23 protein-coding genes are annotated in these 23,044 nt (G+C 63.0%); 14 read left to right on the top strand and 9 right to left on the bottom strand.

The window, feature by feature from the left end:
* Position 1 precedes the first annotated feature (1 nt).
* The 5 genes from WIF35_RS01765 to rsxA are packed head-to-tail and all read right to left on the bottom strand — an operon-like array spanning position 2 to position 5,279.
* A complete protein-coding gene (locus WIF35_RS01765; protein ID WP_412479854.1) occupies positions 2–1,102 on the bottom strand; it encodes an RnfABCDGE type electron transport complex subunit D in 1,101 nt (366 codons plus the stop codon).
* Complete coding sequence (gene rsxC, locus WIF35_RS01760) at positions 1,099–2,616, bottom strand: electron transport complex subunit RsxC (RefSeq protein ID WP_412479853.1); 1,518 nt, start codon at positions 2,614–2,616, stop codon at positions 1,099–1,101. Before rsxC (WIF35_RS01760) ends, WIF35_RS01765 begins: the two co-directional genes overlap by 4 nt.
* Positions 2,617–2,634: 18 nt before the next feature.
* On the bottom strand, positions 2,635–4,140 hold the full coding sequence (gene rsxC / locus WIF35_RS01755) for an electron transport complex subunit RsxC (protein WP_412479852.1): 1,506 nt from the start codon (positions 4,138–4,140) through the stop codon (positions 2,635–2,637).
* A 16-nt stretch (positions 4,141–4,156) separates the two neighbouring features.
* On the bottom strand, positions 4,157–4,684 hold the full coding sequence (locus WIF35_RS01750; protein ID WP_412479851.1) for an RnfABCDGE type electron transport complex subunit B: 528 nt from the start codon (positions 4,682–4,684) through the stop codon (positions 4,157–4,159).
* Positions 4,685–4,700: 16 nt separating this feature from the next.
* Complete coding sequence (rsxA, locus tag WIF35_RS01745; protein WP_412479850.1) at positions 4,701–5,279, bottom strand: electron transport complex subunit RsxA; 579 nt, start codon at positions 5,277–5,279, stop codon at positions 4,701–4,703.
* A 270-nt stretch (positions 5,280–5,549) separates the two neighbouring features.
* Here rsxA and nifL point away from each other — a divergent pair, with 270 nt between their 5' ends.
* Positions 5,550–7,070: a nitrogen fixation negative regulator NifL gene (gene nifL / locus WIF35_RS01740; protein WP_412479849.1), complete on the top strand. Its 1,521-nt coding sequence runs from the start codon at positions 5,550–5,552 to the stop codon at positions 7,068–7,070.
* Positions 7,071–7,086: 16 nt separating this feature from the next.
* Positions 7,087–8,709 carry a nif-specific transcriptional activator NifA gene (nifA, locus tag WIF35_RS01735; RefSeq protein WP_412479848.1) on the top strand — a complete coding sequence of 541 codons (1,623 nt, stop codon included), beginning with the start codon at positions 7,087–7,089 and terminating at the stop codon, positions 8,707–8,709.
* Positions 8,710–8,763: 54 nt separating this feature from the next.
* Here the strand turns inward: nifA and WIF35_RS01730 are convergent, their stop codons facing one another.
* On the bottom strand, positions 8,764–8,964 hold the full coding sequence (locus WIF35_RS01730; protein ID WP_412479847.1) for a hypothetical protein: 201 nt from the start codon (positions 8,962–8,964) through the stop codon (positions 8,764–8,766).
* A gap of 218 nt (positions 8,965–9,182) precedes the next feature.
* Between WIF35_RS01730 and WIF35_RS01725 the strand changes: the two genes are divergently transcribed.
* From WIF35_RS01725 to WIF35_RS01710, 4 genes are read left to right on the top strand one after another with little or no spacing between them, the layout of a single operon-like run.
* Entirely contained in the window at positions 9,183–9,512 is a 330-nt protein-coding gene (locus tag WIF35_RS01725) for a (2Fe-2S) ferredoxin domain-containing protein (protein WP_412479846.1), read from the top strand.
* A gap of 2 nt (positions 9,513–9,514) precedes the next feature.
* The gene (locus WIF35_RS01720; protein WP_412479845.1) at positions 9,515–9,784 is read left to right on the top strand and encodes a nitrogen fixation protein NifZ; all 270 of its coding nucleotides are present in this window, start codon (positions 9,515–9,517) and stop codon (positions 9,782–9,784) included.
* A 4-nt stretch (positions 9,785–9,788) separates the two neighbouring features.
* A complete protein-coding gene (locus tag WIF35_RS01715; RefSeq protein WP_412479844.1) occupies positions 9,789–10,322 on the top strand; it encodes a flavodoxin in 534 nt (177 codons plus the stop codon).
* Complete coding sequence (locus tag WIF35_RS01710; RefSeq protein ID WP_412479843.1) at positions 10,319–10,624, top strand: hypothetical protein; 306 nt, start codon at positions 10,319–10,321, stop codon at positions 10,622–10,624. The genes WIF35_RS01715 and WIF35_RS01710 overlap by 4 nt, the downstream gene beginning before the upstream one ends.
* A gap of 110 nt (positions 10,625–10,734) precedes the next feature.
* Here WIF35_RS01710 and WIF35_RS01705 read toward each other — a convergent pair whose 3' ends face one another.
* On the bottom strand, positions 10,735–12,162 hold the full coding sequence (locus tag WIF35_RS01705) for a hypothetical protein (protein WP_412479842.1): 1,428 nt from the start codon (positions 12,160–12,162) through the stop codon (positions 10,735–10,737).
* A 216-nt stretch (positions 12,163–12,378) separates the two neighbouring features.
* Here WIF35_RS01705 and WIF35_RS01700 point away from each other — a divergent pair, with 216 nt between their 5' ends.
* The 6 genes from WIF35_RS01700 (at position 12,379) to cynS (ending at position 19,629) form a co-directional block, all read left to right on the top strand.
* On the top strand, positions 12,379–15,780 hold the full coding sequence (locus tag WIF35_RS01700; RefSeq protein WP_412479841.1) for an ATP-binding protein: 3,402 nt from the start codon (positions 12,379–12,381) through the stop codon (positions 15,778–15,780).
* Entirely contained in the window at positions 15,770–16,711 is a 942-nt protein-coding gene (locus WIF35_RS01695; RefSeq protein ID WP_412479840.1) for a response regulator, read from the top strand. Before WIF35_RS01700 ends, WIF35_RS01695 begins: the two co-directional genes overlap by 11 nt.
* Before the next feature lie 184 nt (positions 16,712–16,895).
* Complete coding sequence (locus WIF35_RS01690; protein ID WP_412479839.1) at positions 16,896–17,432, top strand: phasin family protein; 537 nt, start codon at positions 16,896–16,898, stop codon at positions 17,430–17,432.
* Between the two features lie 90 nt (positions 17,433–17,522).
* Entirely contained in the window at positions 17,523–17,717 is a 195-nt protein-coding gene (locus WIF35_RS01685) for a hypothetical protein (protein ID WP_412479838.1), read from the top strand.
* 141 nt (positions 17,718–17,858) lie between these two features.
* Positions 17,859–19,121, top strand: a complete 1,263-nt coding sequence (gene urtA, locus WIF35_RS01680; RefSeq protein WP_412479837.1) for an urea ABC transporter substrate-binding protein — start codon at positions 17,859–17,861, stop codon at positions 19,119–19,121.
* Between the two features lie 64 nt (positions 19,122–19,185).
* Positions 19,186–19,629 carry a cyanase gene (gene cynS / locus WIF35_RS01675; protein WP_412479836.1) on the top strand — a complete coding sequence of 148 codons (444 nt, stop codon included), beginning with the start codon at positions 19,186–19,188 and terminating at the stop codon, positions 19,627–19,629.
* Here cynS and WIF35_RS01670 read toward each other — a convergent pair.
* Both WIF35_RS01670 and WIF35_RS01665 read right to left on the bottom strand, forming a co-directional pair.
* The gene (locus WIF35_RS01670; RefSeq protein WP_412479835.1) at positions 19,592–19,846 is read right to left on the bottom strand and encodes a DUF3861 family protein; all 255 of its coding nucleotides are present in this window, start codon (positions 19,844–19,846) and stop codon (positions 19,592–19,594) included. The genes cynS and WIF35_RS01670 overlap by 38 nt on opposite strands.
* 121 nt (positions 19,847–19,967) lie before the next feature.
* Entirely contained in the window at positions 19,968–20,657 is a 690-nt protein-coding gene (locus WIF35_RS01665) for a Crp/Fnr family transcriptional regulator (protein WP_412479834.1), read from the bottom strand.
* 108 nt (positions 20,658–20,765) lie between these two features.
* Between WIF35_RS01665 and WIF35_RS01660 the strand changes: the two genes are divergently transcribed.
* Both WIF35_RS01660 and urtB read left to right on the top strand, forming a co-directional pair.
* Entirely contained in the window at positions 20,766–21,305 is a 540-nt protein-coding gene (locus WIF35_RS01660; protein WP_412479833.1) for a DUF962 domain-containing protein, read from the top strand.
* 155 nt (positions 21,306–21,460) lie between these two features.
* The gene (gene urtB / locus WIF35_RS01655) at positions 21,461–23,038 is read left to right on the top strand and encodes an urea ABC transporter permease subunit UrtB (protein WP_412479832.1); all 1,578 of its coding nucleotides are present in this window, start codon (positions 21,461–21,463) and stop codon (positions 23,036–23,038) included.
* Positions 23,039–23,044 lie beyond the last annotated feature (6 nt).

The following is a 23,044-nucleotide window of genomic DNA, read 5'->3' as shown; positions in this document are numbered from 1 at the left end:
CTTAGGCTCCCTTGTTTTCCGGAATGTCCAGCGGCTTGCCCTTGCGGTCGCGGCCGAGGATGCGCGGCTTGACGAAGCGGTCGATGACCGGCGTCAGCGAATTCATCAGCAATACCGCGAAGGCCATGCCTTCCGGATAGCCGCCGTAGGTACGGATCACCCAGGTGAGCAGGCCGATGCCGAGACCGAAGATCAGCTGGCCGGTGCCGGTATTGGGCGAGGTCACGTAATCGGTGGCGATAAAGAAGGCGCCGAGCATCGCAGCACCGGACAACAGGTGGGCGGAAACGCTCAGGTAATGCGTGGGATCGACGGCATGGCCGATGGCGGCCGGAATCGCCAAGCCCGCCAGCACGGCGACCGGCGTGTGCCAGGTAATGATGCCGGCGAACAGCAGGTAGAGGCCGCCAGCCAGGATCAGGAAGCTGGCCGACTCACCGAAACTGCCGGCCCGCGCACCGCTCCACGAGAACAGCGCAGTCGCGTGCTCGCCGCCAAGCGAGTGCAGCAGATCGATGCCGCGCGACAGTTCGGTCTTGGTGAAGCCGAGTAACGAGGCGCTGGCCATGGCATCCGGCACCGCCTGGTTGCCGAGGAAAATTTGCAGGCCGTGGATGAAATCGGGTGCGGCCACCGAGTTGATCGGCAGCGGCAGAATCCACTGGGTCAGCGGCACCGGGAAGGAAACGAGCAGCGCAACGCGGGCGACCATGGCCGGGTTATAGACGTTCTGTCCCACCCCACCGAACACCTGCTTGCCGATCACGATGGCGATGAAGCCGCCGACGATGGCCACCCACCACGGCGCCCAGGGCGGCAAGGTGAGCGCCAGCAGCCAGCCGGTCAGCATTGCCGAGCCGTCCCACAGCGTGCGCTGGATGCGCGCATTGCCCATCATCTTCAGCGACAGCGCTTCGAAACCCAGGCAGGAAAGGATGGTCAGCAGCCACAGGAAGAACGACGGCCAACCATATAGCCAGAAGCCGTACAGCGTGGCCGGGGCAAGCGCCAGCTGCACGCGGAACATCGTGCGCGTCACCGAGTTGCCGCCGTGGGCGTGCGGCGAGGCGATCGGCTGGGCGGTCAGGGCGCCGGTACTCATGCGATTTCTCCTTGATTTGGGGTGTGCACCGCAGCAGTCGCAGCGGCGGCTTGTTGTGCAGCTTGTTGGGCGGCCCGTTCGGCCTTGCGTCGGGCAGCGGCCTCGGCTTTTTCGCGCGCTTCGCGTTCGAGGCGATCCTGGCGGGCCAGCGCCAGTTTCTTGGTCGCCTCACCGCGCAACTTGGCCCGTTCGCGTGCCGAAATGTCGCCCTTGGCGTGGTAGAAGTACTGCACCAGCGGAATGTGCGAGGGGCAGACGTAGGCGCAGCAACCGCAGGCGATGCAATCGGCCAGACCGAGATCGGCGGCGCCATCGAGATCGTCGTTGCGAATACGGGCGCTCATTTCGAGCGGCAACAGCCCCATCGGGCATGCCTTGACGCAGCTGCCGCAACGAATGCAGGCCTCCGGTTCGAAAGCTGCCGCTTCGGCAGCATCGAGCAAGAGGATGCCGCTGGTGCCCTTGACCACCGGCACGCGCAGGTGCGGCAGCACGGTTCCCATCATCGGCCCGCCCATGACGATGCGCGCCGCTTCGCCGCGGGTACCGCCGGTGAAGGCGATCAGATCGCTCAGCAACATGCCGATCGGCACCTCGTAATTGCCCGGCTCGGCCACTGCCTTGCCGTTCAAGGTGAGCAGCCGGCTGACCAGCGGCCGGCCGAGACAGACGGCGTTATGCACCGCCTGCGCCGTGCCGACGTTATGCACGATGACGCCAACGTCGGCGGCACGCGCATCGGACGGCACTTCGCGTCCGGTCAGCTCGACGATCAACTGGCGGTCCGAACCCATCGGATAACGCGCCGGCACCGGCATGACTTCGATCTCGGCGAAGGCTGCGGCTGCCTCGCGCATGGCAGCGATGGCTTCCGGCTTGTTGTCCTCGATGCCGACGCGCGCCACCTTGGCGCCGGTGGCAACCAGCATCAGTCGGATACCCGACACGATCTCGTGCGCCCGGTCGCGCATCAGGCGGTCGTCGCAGGAAAGATAGGGTTCGCACTCGCTGCCGTTGATGAGCAGGGTGTCGATTTCGGAACGGCGGCCCAGATTGAGCTTGACCGAGGACGGGAAAGTCGCGCCGCCCAGCCCGACCACACCGGCTGCAGCAACGCGGGCCGCGATGTCGGCCGGCGCCAGGGCATAAGGATCGGCCGGTACATCAGCATCGATCCACACATCCTCGCCATCACTGTCCAGCGTGATGGCCATGGCCGGCAGGCCGGAAGCATGCGGTGCGGTGATTTCGACAATGGCGCTGATCACGCCCGAGGTCGGCGCATGCAAGGGCGCCGAGATGTTGCCTTGGGCGGCAGCGATCAATTCGCCCTTCTTCACTTTCTGACCAACCAGCACGACAGGCCGGGCCGGCGCCCCGACATGCTGCGACAGCATCAGGTAGAGGCGCGGCGGCATCGGCACGCGGCGCACCACGGCATCCGCCGCCGGCCGCTTGTGATCTGCCGGATGCACGCCCCAGTGCTGGCCGAGAAAGGTTTTGAAGAGATTCATGAAGCCCATGACCGCTCCTTAACTCACCGATTCCTTCTGTGCTGCCTCGGCAGCCGCCTTGGCCGCTGCCGCTTCGCGTTCCGCCTTGCGCTTGGCGGCGGCTTCGGCCTTTTCCCTGGCTTCGCGCGCCAGCCTGTCCTGCCGCTGTTGTGCCAGCTTCTTGGTTGCCTCGTTGCGCAGCTTGGTGCGCTCCTGCGCGGCCATCTCGCCCTTGGCATGGACGAAGTACTGAACCAGCGGAATCTTCGACGGGCAGACGAAGGAGCAACAGCCGCAAGCGATGCAGTCCTTTAGGCCCAGGCCGACCGCTTCGTCAAAAGCCTCGTTGCGGATGCGCGAACTCATTTCGAGCGGCAGCAGACCCATCGGGCAGGCCTTGACGCAACTGCCGCAGCGAATGCACGGGTTGGGCTCCTGCTCCGCCACCTCGTCGGCATCCAGAGCCAGGATGCCGCTGGTGCCCTTGACCACCGGAACGCGCCAGTGAGGAATCTGCATGCCCATCATTGGGCCACCCATGACGCGCCGCGCCAGGCCGATGCCCTCGCCCTTCAAACCGCCGGCGAAGGCGATCACTTCCTCGGCCAGGGTGCCAATGCGGACCTCGACGTTGCCCGGCTGTGCAGCGCAGGCGCCATTGATCGTCACCAGCCGGGAAATCAGCGGCTTGCCTTCGCGCACGGCGGCGCGCACTGCCAGCGCCGTGCCAACGTTATGCACGATAACGCCGATATCGGCCGGGCGACCATCGGCCGGCACTTCGATGCCGGTCAGCACCTGGATCAGCTGCTTTTCTGAACCCATCGGATAACGCGCCGGCACCGGCTGCACCTGCACATTGGCAAATGCGGCGGCCGCTTCGCGCATGGCGGTAATGGCCTCGGGCTTGTTGTCCTCGATGCCGACCAGCGCCACCTTGGCCCCGGTGGCATGCAGCATGATGCGAATGCCATCGACGATGCCGGCTGCCGCATCGCGCATCAGACGGTCATCGCAGGAAAGATAAGGCTCGCACTCGCCGCCGTTCATGACCAGCGTGGTCACCTGGGCACGCGAAGCGCCGATCAGCTTGACCGCAGACGGAAAGGCCGCGCCGCCCAGACCGACGACCCCGGCTGCGGCGACCTTCTTGCCGATGGCAGCCGGTTCCAGCGCAAACGGATCGTCGCACCCCGCCAGCTCGCACCATTCGTCGGCGCCGTCGGCTTCGAGGATGATGGCCGGCAGGCTGAGGCCGGAAGGGTGCGGCGCGGTGATTTCGGTCACCGCCATGATCGTGCCCGAGGTCGGCGCATGAATCGGTGCCGATACCATGCCTTGCGCCTCGGCGATCAATTCGCCCTTCTTCACCTTCTGGCCAACCAGCACAATAGGCCGGGCCGCACCGCCGAGGTGTTGCTGCAACGGCAGATACAGCTTGGCCGGAACGGGCATCGTCCGCACCGCCTGGTCGGCCGCCGGCCGCTTGTGGTCGTCCGGATGCACGCCCCAATCGTCGGCGAACAAGTGCTTGAACAGATTCATCACGCCCATGCTGTCCTCACGCGGCGACCGGCTTGGGCATCACCCAATGCTGGATCGTGACCGGGGTGGAGATCATCGTCAGCGCCTCGGTCGGGCACTTGTCGACGCAGCTGCTGCAGCCGGTACAGGCTTCGCGCAGCACGTTGTGAATCTGCTTGGCGGCGCCAATCAGCGCATCGGTCGGGCAGACCTTGCTGCAGCGGCAGCAGCCGATGCACAGCTCTTCGGCGACCACGGCGATCTTCGGGCCGTCGTCCGACATCGCGGAGAGATCGACGCTCAGGCCCAGCTTGGCGGCGATGGCCGCGGCCAGCGCTTTGCCGCCCGGCGGGCAGCAGGTCGGTGCAGCCGTGCCGTCGACGATGGCATTGGCGGCACCGGAACAACCGGGAAAGCCGCATTGGCCGCAGTTGGAACCGGGCATCATGGCGATCAACTCATCGACCACCGGGTTGCCCTCGACCTGCAGGAACTTGTTGGCAACACCGAGCACGATGCCGAGCACGGCGCCGAGCAGGGTAAGACTCAGGATGGCAGCGATCATGGCGTGTTCTCCCGTATTAAACGTTCAGGCCCGAGAAGCCCATGAAGGCCAGGGCGAGCAGGCTGATGGTGACGAAAGCGATGGGCGAACCGGCGAAGGCGCCCGGCACGCGGGCCAGCGCCACGCGTTCGCGCAGACCGGCAAAGATGAGCAACACCAGGGTGAAGCCGAGCGCCGAACCGAAACCGTAGAGCAGGCTCTTGAACAGGCTGAACTTCTGCTCGACATTGAGTAGCGCGACACCGAGCACGGCGCAGTTGGTGGTGATCAGCGGCAGGTAGATGCCGAGCGACTGGTAAAGCGCGGGCACCGTCTTCTTGATGAACATCTCGGTGAATTGCACGACGGCGGCGATGACCAGGATGAAGGTCAGGATGCGCAGGTAGCCGAGACCGAGCGGTTGCAGCAACCAGTTGTCGAGCATCCAGGAAGCGCCGGCCGCCAGCGTGATGACGAAGGTGGTCGCCATGCCCATGCCGAAGGCTGAATCCACACTCTTGGAAACGCCCATGGCCGGACAAAGGCCGAGAAACTTGATCAGCACCACGTTGTTGACCAAGGCCGTGGAAAGCAGCAGCAGGATGATTTCGCTCATTTCTGAAAAATGGCCAAGTTGGGTTGCCCCCTCTCCTGCACAAGCTGTGCCAATTCGGTCAAACGCCTGAAAACCCCACGCCGATGCGGCTTCTGCGGTGCACGCATCAAAACGGTGCATTTTCAGCTTGTCGGCTTGTCGCAAACCTGACAGCGATTTCGTCGCATTCCTTCCCAAACCGCACCAGCCGGGCGTTACGGAACTGACGACTGGCTGACGGCACGGAATCTGCTAGCCAAGGACAAAACCACTTTTGTCAGGAGCTCCTTCATGTCGGCCCTTCCCGCAGACCAGAAGCGTGTCGAACCCGGATTACCGCCCGAAGCGTTCAGTCACGCCGTATATCAGGCCGACCTGGCCATCTCGATCACCGACACCAAGGCCAATATCCTGTTCGCCAACGAGGCGTTCTCCCGCGTTACCGGCTACGGCACCGACGAGATCGTCGGCCAGAACGAATCCGTGCTGTCCAACCACACCACGCCGCCCGAGCTATACCGCGAGATGTGGGAACACCTGACGACCCGCCGCCCGTGGTCCGGCCGCCTGCTCAACAAGCGCAAGGACGGCGACCTCTACCTGGCCGAACTGACCATCTCCCCGGTGGCCGACGCCGATGGCAAGGTTAGCCACTACGTCGGGATGCACCGCGACATCACCGCCCTGCACCGCCTGGAGCGCATGGTGCGCAACCAGAAGGAAGTCATCGAATCGGTCATCGACGCCGCACCGGTCGCCTTCGCCCTGCTCGACATCAGCGGCAAGGTGATTCTGGATAACCAGGAATACAAGAAGCTGGTCACCGATCTTGGCCAGAACGAACCGGCCCACACCCTACTCGACAGCCTGGCGCCGCACTGGCGCGAGGCGCTGTCCAGCGACCCCAAGGCCTGCGCCTTCGGCAGCATGGAAACGCGCATCGACCGCCCGGCCGGCCGGCCGCGCTGGCTGTCGGTCACCTCATCGGTGATCAATATCCACAGCGACTGCGCCACCAATTACTTCACCACAGGCGGCCAACCCGGCCTGCTGCTGGCCATTTCCGACGTTTCCATCCTGCGCGAGGAACAGGAACGTGCCCGCGCCGCCGCCCTGCAGGCCGTGCTGGCCGAGGAGGAACGCACGGCGGCGATCCGCGAGGGCCTGGGCGCCGCCCTCTTCCGCCTGGAAGAACCGATGAACGTGATGGCCTCGGCCGTCGCCGTGCTGCAACGACGCGACCCCAACACCGCCAGCATGCTGCAGATGGCGCTGAACAGCAGCCGCGAGCACATGGAAACCCTGCGTCAGGTCATCCCGCAAAGCCCGCAGGAGATCGTGGTCAGCGTCAATATCAACGAGATCCTGCGCGACGTGCTCGAAGTCAGCACGCCACGCCTGCTCGGCGCCGGCATCGTGGTCGATTGGCAACCGGCCATCACCCTGCCCACCATCCTCGGCCGGCCGCTGCAGTTGCGCATGCTGTTCAAGGCGCTGGTCGATAACGCCATCGAAGCGATGAACCTCAAGGGCTGGAACAGGCGCGAGCTATCGCTGACCAGCAAGGTGGATGGCGACCGCATCGTCGTCTCGGTGCTCGATTCCGGCCCCGGCATTCCCGAGGAATGGCGGGTGAAAGCCTTCGAGCCCTTCTTCACGGCCAAGAACGGCAGTGGCAAGCACATCGGCACCGGCCTCTCCCGCGCCCAGCAGGTGGTAGCCGACCACGGCGGCATCATCGACCTCGATGAGAGCCCGAGCGGCGGCTGTGCCGCCATTGTCGAATTCCGCGTAGACGGCGACCCGATCTAAGAGACCCGAGAACAGCATGCACGACCACATTCACATTGCCAACGCGAACGATGAATGCCCGCCGCCTGGCGGCTACTGTCGAACGCACGAACTGAACATCCTTCTGCTCGCGGCGCTCTACGCCGTGAGCCGGGTCCTCAGCCGCTCGCTGGCGATCAGCGAAACCCTGCGCGACCTGCTGCGCGTACTGCACGACGAAGCCGGGCTGACCAAGGGCCTGGTCGCCGTCGTCGATGCCGAGAGCGGCAACCTCAACGTCCACACCCTGTACAACCCGGATGGCCTGGAATCGGACGATACCCAGTACGCCCCCGGCGAAGGCATCATCGGCCTGATCCTGGAAAAGCCGCGCACCATCAAACTGGCACGCGTCGCCGACGAACCACGCTTCCTGAACCGGACGCGGGTTTACGACCCGGAACTGCCCTTCATCGCCGTGCCGATCAAGGTTGGCGGCGACCTCAAGGGCGTTCTCGCCGTGCAGCCCGAAGCGCCGGAAGACGGCCTGCTGGAAGAGCGCGCCCAGTTCGTCGAAATGGTCGCCAACCTGATCGGCCAGAGCCTCAAGCTGTCGATGGACATCGCGCAGGAAAAATCCAGCCTGGTCGAAGAGCGCGATTCGCTGCGCCGCACCGTGCGCCATCAGTTCGGCTTCGAGAACATGGTCGGCCGCTCGGCCGTCATGCGCCGCGTCTTCGATCAGGCGCGCATGGTCGCCAAGTGGAACACCACCGTGTTGATCCGCGGTGAAACCGGCACCGGCAAGGAACTGATCGCCAACGCCATCCACTACAACTCGCCGCGCGCCCGCAACGCCATCGTCAAGCTCAACTGCGCCGCGCTGCCGGAAAACCTGCTCGAATCCGAACTCTTCGGCCACGAGCGCGGTGCCTTCACCGGCGCGGTCGAAGCGCGCAAGGGGCGCTTCGAGCAGGCGCACGGCGGCACCCTCTTCCTCGACGAAATCGGCGAAGTCTCGCCGGCCTTCCAGGCCAAGCTGCTGCGCGTGCTGCAGGAAGGCGAATTCGAGCGCGTCGGCGGCTCGAAAACGGTCAAGGTCGATGTGCGCATCATCGCCGCCACCCACCGCGACCTCGAAACGGCGGTCGAGATGGGCGATTTCCGCGAGGATTTGTTCTATCGCCTGAACGTCATGCCGCTGTTCCTGCCGCCGCTGCGCGAGCGCATCGAGGACATTCCGGACATCGCCCGCCACCTGCTCGGCAAGATCGGCGCCGACCAGCGCCGCAAGCTGACGCTGACCGACATGGCGCAACGCCGGCTGGCCAGCCACGAGTGGCCGGGCAATGTGCGCGAACTGGAAAACTGCCTGGAACGCGCCGCCGTGCTCTCCGAAGACGGCCAGATCGACGTCGACCTGATCCGCTTCCCCAGTTCTCGCGAGCGGCCGGGCATGAAGGTGGCGCGGCCGGCCACTGCTGCGGTGGACATGCCTTCCGGGGCAAATTCCGCGCCGGTCGATGTCAACGACCCCGACCTGTCGGAACGCGAGCGCGTCATCGCCGCGCTCGAACAAGCCGGCTGGGTCCAGGCCAAGGCCGCTCGCATCCTGGGCATGACGCCGCGCCAGATCGCCTACCGCATCCAGACGCTGAACATCGAGGTCAAGCAGTTCTGAAAATAAAACGGGGCGGTGCCCAAGCACCGCCCCGCTCTTTATCCTCTATTTCGCTCAGCCCTGCGCGAACGGCCGGCCGTAGGCCTTGATCGCGGCCAGAAATTCCGAAAAATTGGCTTCGCGCACGACCATGGTGTTCAAGGTCGCCTTCAGGTCGAAATCGGATAAATCCGCATCGCCAGTCTGGCCGGGACGATGCGACGTCGTCCGCGCGTTGGCGCGGGACGATTCGGTAAAGTGCGTGCCTGGTGACATGGTTCGGCTCCTGAGTTTCCTGAGACGAATAATGCCAAATGTGTTAGCGGTATTCCGTGAGCAAATTCACATCTTTGGCAATTTCCCGTTCCGAGCCTTCGCCGCGCTACCTTTTGTCGCAAACGCGACATTTCCATAAAGCAATAAACCACTGTTTTCATTGAATTAATACCTGGCACTCCCCTTGCAATGGAAAAAGCATCGACAAGGAGAGCTCCATGCCCAAACCCAAGAAACACGTCCTCGTTTGCGTTCAAGGCCGCCCCCAGGGCCACCCGCGCGGTTCCTGCCAGGAAAAAGGCTGCGGCCAGACCTGGCACGCCTTCTCGGACGAATTCACCGCCCGCAACCTGTGGGCCTCCGGCTACCAGCTGACCAACACCGGCTGCCTCGGCCCCTGCCACCTCGGCCCGAGCGTGCTGGTCTACCCGGAAGGCATCATGTACACCGGCGTCAAACCGGAAGACGTGGCCACCATCATCGACGAACACCTGATGTTCGACCAGCCGGTAGAGCGCCTCCTGGCGCCAGCCGACGTGTGGGCCTGATCATGACTACCGTGCGCTACGAAGTCGGCGACATGATCTTCGCTGCCGAAGACATCCTGAACGATGGCGGCATGCCGGGTATCGCCGAAGAAGAAGGCCTGATCGCCGCCGCCGGCACGCGCGGCGTGGTCGTCCACTTCGGCGTCGCCGAAATGGATGAAAGCAAGGAAATCTACCTCGTCCAGTTCGAGAACGGCCCGGACGGCACGCTCGGCCACCCGGTCGGCGTCCTGCCCGAAGAACTGACGCAGGAAGAACCCGTCGCCTCGTAACCCCATGGCCAAGATCGGCATCTTCTTCGGCACCGACACCGGTCGCACCCGCCTGATCGCCAAGCAGATCGCCAAGAAGCTCGGCGACCTGGCGGATGCCCCGGTCAATATCGGCCGCACCACCCTCGCCGACTTTCTCGCCTACGACAGCCTGATCGTCGGCAGCCCGACGCTCGGCGACGGCATGCTGCCCGGCGAATCCTGTGGCCTGTCGCAACCGAGCTGGGAAGAGTTCGTGCCGCAACTGGCCGAGGTCGATCTCAGCGGCAAGACCATCGCCATCTTCGGCCTGGGCGACCAGAAGAAATACGCCAACGAATTCGTCGACGCCATCGGCCTGCTGCACGACGCCTTCGCCGACAGCGGCGCCCGGATCGTCGGGCGCTGGCCGACCGAAGGCTATGAGTTCGCCGCCTCCAAAGCCGTCGACGGCGACGAATTCCTTGGCCTCGCGCTCGACCAGCACCACCAGCCGGTGCTCACCGAGCAACGCATCGACACCTGGCTGGAACAGATCAAGCCGGAGCTGCTGCCATGAACGCGAACCCCTGGGCCCTCCCCAAAGACCGCGCCATCCGTCGCCTGCTCGTCTCGCTCGATGAAAAGGTCGGCGAAGCCTGCGACATCGTTTCCAGCGACAACGGCGACCCGTGCATCGTCACCCTGCGCCACCCCGAACTCGACCGCCTGCGCGCCCACGTCTACCTGCACGGCCAACGGCCGGGCACCTACGGCGTCTTCTTCGAATACCCACACCCGGTGCCGGGCATCATCGAAACCGAGGAGAACTTGCCGCTGCCGCAGGCCTTGGCGAGTTTGGCGATGCATTTTGATGCGTAAAAGCTGACTGCTGCGGTGCACTGGCCCAAAAGGCGAAAAACCAAATAGCTCGCCGGGACAGCCACCTCTGCGTCACATCTAGCCGCCTCTCTTGTAATACTGGTGACAAGCTAAGTGGATAAATACCCGATTGCCTTGCCATAGTTGAACAACTTACTCAGCACATAGTTGGCAATCTCTGCGCGCCCAGTTTTTCGACGCCACATCATTTCAAGACGAATAGAAGAAGTTGGCGTAGTAGCGACTATGTCGGTACGTCGAGTCATTCCTGCTCCGAAATCCTTTTCGAGTTCGTAGTTCGTAATGACTCCCAAGTCTTTCAGGCAATCGGCTATCGCGCGATTAAGTTGAACGTCATTCGTAGAAGCAATATTCGTCAACTTCTCAAACGCTGCTACTGAGTTGGGCCCAACCTTACCTCCAACTTTGCGAGAACTAATCGGTTGATCTCGAAATGAGGCCAGCAGGTTTGTCTCATTTAGTCGTTCCTTCGCCCCCTTTTCGGGAGTTGCAGACATGCCGGCCGCTTTCATTGTATTTCGCAGGTCATCGCTCGCGTATGTGCGGACTGCTGCGAGTGCTGCCAGAACTGGAACATGAAGAACTCGAGCGTCGAGATAAGTGCTAAGTAGACCGACCTTCTCTGGAAACGCCTTTAAGTCGCTGACGATATTTGCATTCGTAACCGACAGCATTCGGTCAATGTCGGCGGAATACATCGTGCCTCGAGTGAGGGCGTCAATATCCCCTTCTGGTTCATTACCTGCCAGCACGACAATCCAGACTCGGCATGTTTCTTTTTTTGCCAATATGGCTAATTGGCGCTGATTATTAAGCAGGTCTCGTCTTACCTTTGCTAGGAAGATGCCGATAGTTGTGGACTCGCTCACCAACTGTTCGGAGCGCTCATCGGAGATTCCCAAATCATGCAGCGTTTCGCCCTGATTCAAGATGGCGAGAGTCCTGTTTGCGATGGGGATAAATTGCTCTTTTGGCGGACCTTGGAACCGAAATACTGGGTCTCCGAGCCCGACAAGCGCTTCTGCGCCGATCTCAATTGCAAGTGAAGAAAGCGAGGTGGCAAGGTCGTCACGATTAACTGGCCATGCAACGACTGTCAATTCACCTGCAGTCGTTCGAACGAAAGAATTTATGGCGTGAATCGATTTCTCGAGAAGTTCCTTTGACACGTCGGTCAATGCTTCGCGTCCTTCAAAGACCACAATGCGCAACTTCATCTTCGTCGGTCCAAGTGACCTAAGTGCGTCCCCAACATCCTGATCCTTGGAGAAGGTTATTGTCTCAACGGAATTACGGAATAAGCCGATGGTGTGAATAAAGGTTGATTTGCCTGTGCCTGAGTCACCTCGAAGGATCAGGAGCGTTCCACGCGATGAGGCGCGCATCTCGGAATACAGTGCATCGATGTGATCGAGTGCTGAATCAACTGGCGAGATAATCTGTGTTAGCTGATTGACCGCCTTACGCTCCAACATGTCATAGCGATCTGGAAGGCTGATTTCAATAGTGGGTGTCATGAGGATTTCGCTCGCGTTTCAATAGCAGTCGATATGAATACGCCAAAAGCATACATGTTGTGCCACGAATTGTCCGCATTCAAAGTGATCGACGACAGCTTGTGCCGTGTGTAGTCTATTAGGAAGGCTATAGGACGTTCCGCCTGACCAGAGGCACAAAAACACCCCACCCCAACAACCTCCCGCCAACCCAAGACTTCCGCTTACCATATCGCCATGAGCGATAGCCCTTCCCCCAGCCCCCAGCGCATTGTCGCGATTCGGCGCGACTACAACACCTGGGTGGCCAACGAGACCCTTGAAGACTATGCCCTGCGCTTTACGCCGCGCAGTTTTCGCAAGTGGTCGGAAATGCGCGTGGCCAATACGGCGTTTGGCGCGGCCTCCTTCCTGGTGCTGGAGGCCGTGGGCGCCACGATGCTGGTGCAGGCGGGGTTTCTCAATGCGTTCTGGGCGATTCTTGCGACCGGGCTGATCATCTTCCTGCTTGGCCTGCCGGTCAGCATTGCCGCGGCGCGGCACGGGCTGGATATGGATTTGCTGACGCGCGGTGCGGGTTTTGGCTATATCGGCTCGACCATCACTTCGCTGATCTACGCCAGTTTCACCTTCATTTTCTTCGCGCTCGAAGCGGCGATCATGGCCTATGCGCTGGAGCTGGCGTTCAAGATTCCGCCGGCCTGGGGCTATCTGATTTGCGCGCTGGTGGTCATTCCGCTGGTGACGCACGGCGTCACCGCCATCAGCAAGTTGCAGGCGTGGACGCAGCCCTTGTGGATATTCCTGCTCGTGCTGCCCTACGCCTTTGTCTTCGTCGAAGACCCGCAGGCGCTGGCCGGGTTGTGGCAATACGGCGGCGAGCATGGTGGCAGCGGCAGTTTCAATCCGCATCTGTTCGGCGCTGCTCTGACCGTGGGTATCGCGCTGGTGACGCAGATGGCGGAACAGGTGGATTACCTGCGCTTCATGCCCGAGAAGACGCCGGGCAGCGAGCGGCGCTGGTGGACGGCCGTGGTCATCGGCGGGCCGGGCTGGGTGGTGCCGGGCATTCTCAAGATGCTGGGCGGCGCGCTGTTGGCCTGGCTGGTGCTGCGCAACGGCATTTCGGCCGACAAGGCAGTCGATCCGAACCAGATGTACCTGATCGGCTTCTCGCACGTGTTCAGCAACACGACCCTGGCCATCGCGGCGACGACCGTCTTCGTCATCGTTTCGCAGTTGAAGATCAACGTGACCAATGCCTATGCCGGCTCGCTGGCCTGGTCGAACTTCTTTGCGCGGCTGACCCACAGCCATCCGGGCCGCGTCGTCTGGGTCGTGTTCAACACCGCCATCGCGCTGCTGCTGATGGAGCTCGACGTCTTCCGCGCCCTCGGCCAGGTGCTCGGCCTCTATTCCAACATCGCCATCTCGTGGATGGCGGCAGTGGTGGCCGATCTGGTCATCAACAAGCCGCTCGGCCTGTCGCCCAACGGCATCGAGTTCAAGCGCAGCCACCTGTACGACATCAACCCGGTGGGCCTCGGCGCCATGGCCATCGCCTCGCTGCTCTCCATTTGCACTTTCGTCGGCCTCTTTGGCGCCGACTTGCAGCCTTACGCCTCCTTCGTCGCACTGGCCGTCGCCTTCGTCGCTTCGCCGCTGATCGCCCAATTGACCGGCGGCCGCTATTACCTGGCCCGCTCGCAGGCGACTGCTGCGGTGCACGGCGAAAAATGCGCAATTTGCCAGCGCGACTACGAAGCCGAGGACATGGCCTACTGCCCGGCCTACCAGGGCCAGATCTGCTCGCTGTGCTGTTCGCTCGATGCCCGCTGCCACGACCTGTGCAAACCCGAAGCCAACCTCGCCGCCCAATGGAACGCCGTACTGCGCCGCGTGCTGCCCAAGGTCGTGCAGCCCTACCTCGATACCGGCCTGGGCCACTACCTGCTGCTGATGACCGGCATCGTGCCCATCCTGGCCTTGATCCTCGGCGTGCTTTACACCCACGAACTGCTCGCCCTCGGCACGCCCGACGTGGCCGCCATCGCCCGCCTGCAGGACACTTTCGTCAAGACTTTCGCCGCCCTGCTCATGCTGGCCGGCATCATCGCCTGGTGGATGGTGCTGACGCAGGAAAGCCGGCGCGTGGCGCAGGAGGAGTCGAACCGCCAGACGCAACTGCTGATCCAGGAAATCGAGTCGCACCGCCGCACCGACGCCGCGCTGCAACAGGCCAAGGCCGTCGCCGAGCAGGCCAACCAGGCGAAGAGCCGCTACATCACGGCGATCAGCCACGAGCTGCGCACGCCGCTCAACAGCATTCTCGGCTATGCGCAGATTCTCGCCGCCGACGAGAGCGTGCCGCCCAACCGCAAGCAGGCAGTCAGCGTCATCCGCAAATCGGGCGATCACCTGCTGTCGGTCATCGAAGGCACGCTCGACATCGCCCGCATCGAGGGCGGCAAGCTGACGCTGGACGTCAAGGCCATGGATTTCCCCGAGCTGATGCAGCAGATCGTCGGCATGTTCGAGCTGCAGGCGCGCAACAAGGGGCTGAGCTTCGACTATGAGCCGGTCGGCGAACTGCCGGCCGTGGTGCGCGCCGACGAAAAGCGCCTGCGCCAGATTCTGATCAACGTGATCGGCAATGCCGTCAAATTCACCGTGCGCGGCAGCGTCGGCTTCAAGGTCGAATGTCGGCGCGACATGGCCATTTTCGAGATTCGCGACACCGGGCCGGGCATTCCGCCGGAGGACATGGAACGCATCTTCGAACCCTTCGGCCGCGGCAGCACGGTTCAGGCAGGCGGCAGCGGCGTCGGCCTGACCATCGCCCGCATGCTGACCGACCTGATGGGCGGCGAGATGCAGGTTTCCAGCTCGCCCGGCGAAGGCACGCTGTTCCGCATCCGCCTCTTCCTGCCGCAGGTGCATTCGACGCAGGCGGCCAAGGAGTTGCCACGCCTCAACCGCGTCGGCTACAGCGGCGTGCGCCGGCGCATCCTGGTCGTCGACAACGAGAAGGACGACCGCGACCTGCTGCAGAACGTGCTCGAACCGCTCGGCTTCATCGTCGAGCAGGCGGCCAGCGGCTACGAATGCCTGGCCACCGTGCCGCGCTTCCTGCCGCACCTGATCTTCATGGACCTCGGCATGCCCGGCATCGACGGCTGGGAAACCATCCGCCGCCTGCGCCAGCAAGGCCTGGGCGGGCGCACCATCGACACGCACATCGCGGTGCTGTCGGCCAACGCCTTCGACAAGAACCTGGAAAACGATGTCGGAATCACGCCCGACAATTTCATCGTCAAGCCTTTCAAGCTGAACGATCTGCTCGACTGGCTGGGCCGCGTGCTTGAGCTGGAATGGGTGACCACGGCGCAACCGGTCGCGCCCGCCGCCCCTGCCCCGGCCGAGCCGCCGCCGCTGATCCCGCCCGACGCCGGCGAACTGGCCGCCCTCGACGAGCTGATCAACCTCGGCTACCTGCGCGGTATCCTCAACAAGCTGGCCGAAATCGAGAAACTCGACGCCCGCCACGGCGAATTCGTCCGCGTGCTGCGCGATCTTGCGCGACAATTCCAGTTCGACGCCATGAAGGAAATCATCAGAAAGAGCAGCCATGCCGACTAAGCCCAGCGCGACCGTCGACCGCAACATCTCGGACATCGTCCTGATCGTCGATGACGTTCCAGAAAACCTCTCCCTGCTGCACGACGCCCTCGACGATGCCGGCTACACCGTGCTCGTCGCCACGCACGGCGAAGCGGCGCTGCAACGCGCCCGCCAGAGCCTGCCCGACGTCATCCTGCTCGACGCCGTGATGCCCGGCATGGATGGCTTCGAGGTCGCCCGCCAGTTGAAGGCCGATTTCGGCACCCAGCACATCCCCATCGTCTTCATGACCGGGCTGACCGAAACCGAGCACGTCGTCGCCGCCTTTGCCGCCGGCGGGGCCGACTACGTGACCAAGCCGATCCGCCCGGCCGAAGTGCTGGCCCGCATTGCCGCTCACATGGCCAACGCCCGCCAGATGCGCCAGGCACGCAGCGCGCTCGACGCCTTCGGCCAGGCCACCGTCGCCGTGCGCGCCGCCGACAGCCGCATCGTCTGGCAGACCCCGCTCGCCCGCGACCTGCTCAACGCCTATTTCGCCAACCCGGAAACCGTCGCCCCGGAAGAACTGCTCGCCTGGATCGCCGCTGCCCACCGCGCCCGCGCCGAAAGCCGCGAACCGGCGCAACTGCTCATCGCCGAAGGTAACAAGCGCCTGCTCGCCTCCTTCCACGACCAGACCGGCGACGATGAATGGCTGGTGGTCCTGCGGGAGGAGAACGACGCCTCCGCCGTCGAATCCCTGATCGCCGCCTTCCGCCTGACCCAGCGCGAGGCCGAAGTGCTCTACTGGGTCGTCCAGGGCAAGACCAGCAAGGACATCGGCGACATCCTCGGCAGCAGCCCGCGCACGGTGAACAAGCACCTTGAACACGTCTTCGAGAAACTCGGCGTCGAGACCCGCACCGCCGCCGCCAACCTGGCGCTGGGCAAGATGCGGGGCGGTTGAGCAGGCGGGCATTTTTGCCCGTTTTGGGCGGTGCACCGCAGCAGTGAGGCATTCGCCAGGAGGCTGACCTGTCGCTCCTCACTCCTGATGCTGATGAAGCGAGTCCGCCCTATTCCGGCTAAATTTTGTTGCAGTGCACAATAATCAACCAAAGTGCTCTATACTGAGCCCGAGCAACACATTTATGACTTTCAATCAGGACACCACCATGACCCTCAATACCGAACAATTCACCGCCGCCAACAAGGCTACCGTCGACTCCCTGCTGGCCGTGGCGAATACCGCCCTGGCTTCGGCTGAGCGCATCGCTGCCCTGAACCTGAACACCGCCCGCACCGCCCTGGAAGACACCGCTTCCGGCGTCCAGTCCGTGCTCTCCGCCAAGGACCCGCAAGCCGCCGTCGCCGCCCAGCAAGCCCTGGCCAAGCCGGCCGTGGACAAGGCTGTCGCCTACTCCCGTTCGATCTACGAAATCACCAGCGAAACCCAGCAAGAACTGGCCAAGATGGTCGAAGCCCAGTTCAGCGGCTTCCAGAAGTCGATGGCTGGCATGATGGAACTGGCTGCCAAGTCCGCTCCGGCCGGCTCGGAAAGCGCCGTTGCCGCCATCCAGAACGCCATCGCCTCGGCCAACTCGGCTTTCGGCAACATGAACGGCATCGCCAAGCAATTCGCTGACGCCGCTCAAGCCAACATCGCTGCCATGACCAAGGGCCGCTAAGCCTTCGTCATCTGCACGAAACAAGGCCCTGTGCTTGCACAGGGCCTTTTTGCTGGGATAATCGCGCCACTTCTACAAGAGACGACATCCATGTCCGACAAAGAAATCGACAACGATGCAGAGCGCATGCTGCAAGCCGCACTGGGCGGCATGACCGCAACCGAAGCGCTGATCGCCCAAACCCGCGCCGAACGCGAAGACGTGGCCGGCCGCGCCGCCGCCATCGCCAAGAACCGCGAACGCGCCCTTAGACTGCTCGAAGCCCTGGAAAAGTCCGGCGACTGAACATGTCGCAGGCGTGAGACGGCGACTACGCATCTCTACGCAATCTAACGTATTTCTCCTCGGGAAGCCCGGCCGTAATCTGGCGTTGCACTGCAGCAAATGCAGTTCCGACAAGATTACCCATCCTTCTGAGGAGCTTCCATGAGCAATCGCCGTAACTTCATCAAGGCCACCGTCCTGGCCGCCGCGTTGTCCTCCATCGGCATGACCGCCTATGCCGCCGACACCATCAAGGTCGGCATCCTGCACTCGCTGTCCGGCACCATGGCGATTTCCGAAACCGCGCTGAAGGAAACCGCGTTGATGACCATTGAGGAAATCAACAAGGCCGGCGGCGTGATGGGCAAGAAGCTCGAGCCGGTGGTCGTCGATCCGGCCTCCAACTGGCCGCTGTTCGCCGAAAAGGCCCGCCAGCTGCTGACCAAGGACAAGGTTGCCGTGACCTTCGGCTGCTGGACCTCGGTTTCCCGCAAGTCCGTCCTGCCGGTTTACAAGGAACTGAACGGCCTGCTCTTCTACCCGGTCCAGTACGAGGGTGAAGAACTCGAGAAGAACGTCTTCTACACCGGCGCCGCCCCCAACCAGCAAGCCATCCCGGCCGTCGAATACCTGATGTCCAAGGACGGCGGCGAAGCCAAGCGCTTCGTGCTGCTCGGCACCGACTACGTCTATCCGCGCACGACCAACAAGATCCTGCGTGCCTTCCTGAAGTCCAAGGGCGTTGCCGAAGCCGACATCATGGAAGAGTACACCCCGTTCGGTCATAGCGATTACCAGACCATCATCGCCAAGATCAAGAAGTTCGCTTCCGAAGGCAAGAAGACCGCCGTCGTCTCGACCATCAACGGCGACTCCAACGTGCCCTTCTACAAGGAACTGGGCAACGCCGGCCTGAAGGCCACCGATGTGCCGGTCGTCGCCTTCTCCGTGGGCGAAGAAGAACTGCGCGGCGTCGATACCAAGCCGCTGGTCGGCCACCTGGCTGCCTGGAACTACTTCCAGTCGCTGAAGAACGCCGAGAACACCAAGTTCATCAAGATGTACAAGGACTGGGCCGTCAAGCAGAAGCTGCCGAACGCCAAGACCGTGGTCACCAACGACCCGATGGAAGCCACCTACATCGGCATCCACATGTGGAAGCAGGCTGTCGAGAAGGCCAAGTCGACCGATACCGACAAGGTCATCGCCGCCATGGCCGGCCAGACCTTCAAGGCTCCGTCCGGCTTCGAAGTGAAGATGGACGAAAAGAACCACCACCTGCACAAGCCGGTGTTCATCGGCGAAGTGAAGGCCGACGGTCAGTTCAACGTCGTCTGGAAGACCCCGGGCCCGGTCAAGGCCGCCCCGTGGTCGCCGTACATCGCCGGCAACGACAAGAAGAAGGACGAGCCGGAAGGCAAGTAATCCGGATCGGCAGTAACGCAACGGGGGCTTCGGCCCCCGTTTTCACGTCAAACGAGGAAACACCATGAATCGCGAAGAAGTCACCGACCTGATCGTCACCCAGAAAGTTAAGAAGAAACTGACCTGGGCCAAGCTGGCCGAACTGGTCGGCCACAGCAAGGAATGGAGCACCGCCGCCCTGCTCGGCCAGATGACGCTGACCGAAGCCCAGGCCAAGGCCGTCGGCGCCGCGCTCGACCTGCCGGAAGAAGCCATCGCGCAGTTGCAGGTCGTGCCCTACAAGGGATCGCTGCCGACCTTGGTGCCGACCGACCCGTTGATCTACCGCTTCTACGAACTGGTCAATGTCTATGGCACCACGTTCAAGGCATTGATCCACGAAGAATTCGGCGACGGCATCATGAGCGCCATCGATTTCAACATGGATTTGACGCGCGAACCGGACCCCAAGGGCGACCGCGTCAAGATCGTCATGAGCGGCAAGTTCCTGCCCTACAAGACCTACTGAGTTTGATTGCCGGTGGGCAGGCTAGCTCAGCTTCCTGCCGGCTTTTCCCGCCTTGCTTCAGGTGCCGGATAAATTCTCCGAAACGCGGCAGAAAATCGGCGAACAGCGGATGCTGACGGTTATCGAGCATGACTTCGCCAAACAGTTTGAGGCCCACGCCAAGAGCCATTGCCGTATCGTCGCCCAGATCGCCCCGCTGACGCAGGCGCTCGACCACGGCTTGGATATCGTCATGATTGCCGACCTCGTATTGATGTTTTTTGCGTGCCCCTCACGGCAAAAAAGGTTTTTTGCCCTTTTTGGCACGTGCACCGCAGCAGTAATGCCCGGCCGCCCTTTCAGGGCAGTAGACGTCGCAAGGCGCCGATATCGACGATGCGGAGATCGGCCCGGCCGATCTGCAACATGCCCGCCGCCTCGAACTGGCGCAGGGTCTGATTCACCGTCTGACGACTCGCTCCCACCATCTGACCAAGCTGCTCCTGGCCGATGCGTATGCTCATCCCGTTCGCCGATGCCTCGCCGTAGCCATCGACAATCGCCAGCAGTCGGCGGGCCAGGCGAACCGGCACCGGTTGCAGCGCCGCATCGTCGAACAGCGTCAGCAAATGGCGGATTTTGTGCGTCAGCAGGCGCCCTAGGTCCTGCCAGTAGCGCGGCTCGCGGTGCAGTAGTTCGAGCAAAGGCCCTTGCGGGATATGCAGCAAGACCGTTTCACCCAGCGTATGCGCATCGTGCGTACGCCGCTCGCCATCGAACAACGCGATCTCGCCGAACCAGTGCGGCGCCTCGAACAGATTGACGATGGCTTCCTTGCCATGTTCGGCCACGGCACTGACGCGCACCGAGCCGGCCAGCACCGAATACAGCCCATCGGCCAGCGCCCCGCGAGCGAACAGCAACTGTCCGGGCGGCGGCCGCTGCACGCGCGCCATGCTCAGCAAGTCGCCCTGGAGGCTCTGCGACAGCGAGGCAAACCAGTTGCCGCTGCGGACAACGGCAAGATGTTCTGAGGTCAAGGCAGACATGAAACGCCAGGGCAGGAAAATGGGCTTGTGTCGGGTAGCTGACAGAAGGGGATGGGTGGCTGGGCCATCATGCGCAAAAAAAGCACCCACCACCCCAAGGAGACTACCGTGAGAAGCATCGAGGATCAACTCGCCAACTACGCCACCTACCACCGCGATCCGCGCAACATCGCCACCCATTTCGTCGGCATCCCGCTGATCGTTTTCGCCATCGCCACCTTGCTGGCCAGGCCGGGCGTCAGCCTGTTCGGCCTGCCCTACTCGCCGGCGGCCGGTCTCGCCTGTATCGTCGGTCTTTATTACCTGCGCCTGGAATTCAAGCTTGGCCTGTTGATGTGCCTGGTGCTCGCTGCGGCAGTCGCCGCCGGGCACGCCATCGCTGCCCTGCCGACGCTTTCCTGGCTGGCCATCGGCATCGGCGCCTTTGTCGTCGGCTGGATATTTCAACTGGTCGGCCATGTCTACGAGGGCCGCAAGCCGGCGTTCGTGGACGACCTGGTCGGCCTGATCATCGGACCGCTGTTCGTCGTGGTCGAATTGCTCATCAAACTCGGGTTGGCTCGCCAGCTGAACGAAGAAATCGAACGACGGGCCGGACCGCAAAAGCGACGTCCGAATAGCAATACAGCGACCTCCACTGCTCCTTAAACGCGCTGAGCACGGCTCATGGCCTGGCGCAGATCAAAACTGCACCGGGCCATCGATCACAGCATCCATCACCCCCTACGCAATTCATCGTATTCCTGATCACCGGGCTGCCCCGTAACCTGTCGCTGCACTGCACAAATTGCGGACGGATATTCATGATCAGAAAAACACTCGTTGTATTGCTCTGCGCCATCGGCCTGAACGCCCATGCGGCGCTCGACCCAGCGCAGGTTCGCCAGCTGGCAGCCGAAGACTCGACCGAGAAGGTGGCCGCCATCCGCCAGATCGTCCAGGCGGCTGACCCCGACGCCGAGCGCGTGCTGACGGCGATGGCCGACGGCAACCTCTACCTCGCCAACGATAAGGCGCTGATCATCGACGGCGATGCTGCGGTGGACGCGGCGACCGGGGCAAAAATGAAGATGCCGGCCGAGCCGGAATCGGTCACGGTCAATAACCGCATCCGCGGCGAGCTGGCCAATGCGCTGGCCGCGCTCAAACTGTTCGATGCCGATCCGGCCGTCCGCCTGGCCTCGGCGCAAAAGCTGCAAAGCAGCGTCAGCGCCGACATGGCGCCGCTGCTCGCCAAGGCGCTGGAGAAGGAAAGCGATGCGCAGATCAAGGCCCTGCTGACCACCGCCCACGCCCAGGCCAGCCTGGCCAATCCCGACCCGGCCGTACGTCTGGCCGCCGTGCAGGCGCTGGCCGAGGCCAATTCCTCGACCATCAAGGCCATGCTGCTGCCACTGACCGACAAGGCCAGCGAGCCGGAAGACAAGGTGCGCTACGCCGCCATCGAGGCAGTCAAATCCATCGACCGCCGGCTGGCTGTCGGCGAAACGCTGGGCAGCATATTCACGGGCGTCTCGCTCGGTTCCATCCTGCTGCTCGCTGCGCTCGGCCTGGCCATCACCTACGGCGTCATGGGCGTCATCAACATGGCGCACGGCGAACTGCTGATGGTCGGCGCCTACTCGGCCTACGGCATACAGAGCCTGTTCCGCGCCTATGCGCCGGATTACATCGACTGGTACCTGCCGGCGGCGATTCCCGTCGCCTTCTTCGCCGCCGCGCTGGTCGGCATCGTCATGGAACGCACGGTCATCCGCTGGCTCTACGGCCGCACGCTGGAAACCCTGCTCGCCACCTGGGGCCTGTCGCTGATCCTGATCCAGGCGGCACGCGTGCTGTTCGGCGCACAGAACGTCGAGGTCGCCAACCCGAGCTGGATGTCCGGCGGCATCGCGCTGATGCCCAACCTGATGCTGCCGTGGAACCGCATCATCATTATCGGCTTCGCCCTCTTCGTGCTCTTCCTTGTCTGGGTGCTGATGAACAAGACGCGCCTCGGCATGTTCGTCCGCGCCGTCACGCAGAACCGCCCGATAGCCTCCTGCGTCGGGGTGCCGACCGCACGCATCGACACCCTGGCCTTCGCTCTCGGCGCCGGCATCGCCGGGCTGGGCGGCGTCGCGCTGTCGCAGATCTCGAACGTCGGTCCCGATATGGGCCAGGGCTACATCGTCGATTCCTTCATGGTCGTCGTGGTCGGCGGCGTCGGGCAGCTGGCCGGTGCGGTCTGGGCGGCGCTCGGTCTCGGCATCTTCTCCAAGCTGCTCGAAGGCTGGGCCGGCGCGGTGATCGCCAAGATCGTCATCCTCGTCGCCATCATCGTCTTCATCCAGAAGCGTCCGCAGGGCATCTTCGCCCTCAAGGGCCGTTTTGTTGAATAAGGAACT

The sequence above is a fragment of the Azonexus sp. IMCC34839 genome, from assembly GCF_047047955.1.
Classification (GTDB): domain Bacteria; phylum Pseudomonadota; class Gammaproteobacteria; order Burkholderiales; family Rhodocyclaceae; genus Azonexus.
This window is presented reverse-complemented; position numbering and strand designations above follow the sequence as displayed.

Excerpts from the sequence above, each read along its gene's own strand:
- WIF35_RS01765 (WP_412479854.1), bottom strand. The coding sequence starts at position 1,102 with ATGAGTACCGGCGCCCTGACCGCCCAGCCGATCGCCTCGCCGCACGCC.
- rsxC (WP_412479853.1), bottom strand. The coding sequence starts at position 2,616 with ATGAATCTCTTCAAAACCTTTCTCGGCCAGCACTGGGGCGTGCATCCG.
- rsxC (WP_412479852.1), bottom strand. The coding sequence starts at position 4,140 with ATGAATCTGTTCAAGCACTTGTTCGCCGACGATTGGGGCGTGCATCCG.
- WIF35_RS01750 (WP_412479851.1), bottom strand. The coding sequence starts at position 4,684 with ATGATCGCTGCCATCCTGAGTCTTACCCTGCTCGGCGCCGTGCTCGGC.
- rsxA (WP_412479850.1), bottom strand. The coding sequence starts at position 5,279 with ATGAGCGAAATCATCCTGCTGCTGCTTTCCACGGCCTTGGTCAACAAC.
- nifL (WP_412479849.1), top strand. The coding sequence starts at position 5,550 with ATGTCGGCCCTTCCCGCAGACCAGAAGCGTGTCGAACCCGGATTACCG.
- nifA (WP_412479848.1), top strand. The coding sequence starts at position 7,087 with ATGCACGACCACATTCACATTGCCAACGCGAACGATGAATGCCCGCCG.
- WIF35_RS01730 (WP_412479847.1), bottom strand. The coding sequence starts at position 8,964 with ATGTCACCAGGCACGCACTTTACCGAATCGTCCCGCGCCAACGCGCGG.
- WIF35_RS01725 (WP_412479846.1), top strand. The coding sequence starts at position 9,183 with ATGCCCAAACCCAAGAAACACGTCCTCGTTTGCGTTCAAGGCCGCCCC.
- WIF35_RS01720 (WP_412479845.1), top strand. The coding sequence starts at position 9,515 with ATGACTACCGTGCGCTACGAAGTCGGCGACATGATCTTCGCTGCCGAA.
- WIF35_RS01715 (WP_412479844.1), top strand. The coding sequence starts at position 9,789 with ATGGCCAAGATCGGCATCTTCTTCGGCACCGACACCGGTCGCACCCGC.
- WIF35_RS01710 (WP_412479843.1), top strand. The coding sequence starts at position 10,319 with ATGAACGCGAACCCCTGGGCCCTCCCCAAAGACCGCGCCATCCGTCGC.
- WIF35_RS01705 (WP_412479842.1), bottom strand. The coding sequence starts at position 12,162 with ATGACACCCACTATTGAAATCAGCCTTCCAGATCGCTATGACATGTTG.
- WIF35_RS01700 (WP_412479841.1), top strand. The coding sequence starts at position 12,379 with ATGAGCGATAGCCCTTCCCCCAGCCCCCAGCGCATTGTCGCGATTCGG.
- WIF35_RS01695 (WP_412479840.1), top strand. The coding sequence starts at position 15,770 with ATGCCGACTAAGCCCAGCGCGACCGTCGACCGCAACATCTCGGACATC.
- WIF35_RS01690 (WP_412479839.1), top strand. The coding sequence starts at position 16,896 with ATGACTTTCAATCAGGACACCACCATGACCCTCAATACCGAACAATTC.
- WIF35_RS01685 (WP_412479838.1), top strand. The coding sequence starts at position 17,523 with ATGTCCGACAAAGAAATCGACAACGATGCAGAGCGCATGCTGCAAGCC.
- urtA (WP_412479837.1), top strand. The coding sequence starts at position 17,859 with ATGAGCAATCGCCGTAACTTCATCAAGGCCACCGTCCTGGCCGCCGCG.
- cynS (WP_412479836.1), top strand. The coding sequence starts at position 19,186 with ATGAATCGCGAAGAAGTCACCGACCTGATCGTCACCCAGAAAGTTAAG.
- WIF35_RS01665 (WP_412479834.1), bottom strand. The coding sequence starts at position 20,657 with ATGTCTGCCTTGACCTCAGAACATCTTGCCGTTGTCCGCAGCGGCAAC.
- urtB (WP_412479832.1), top strand. The coding sequence starts at position 21,461 with ATGATCAGAAAAACACTCGTTGTATTGCTCTGCGCCATCGGCCTGAAC.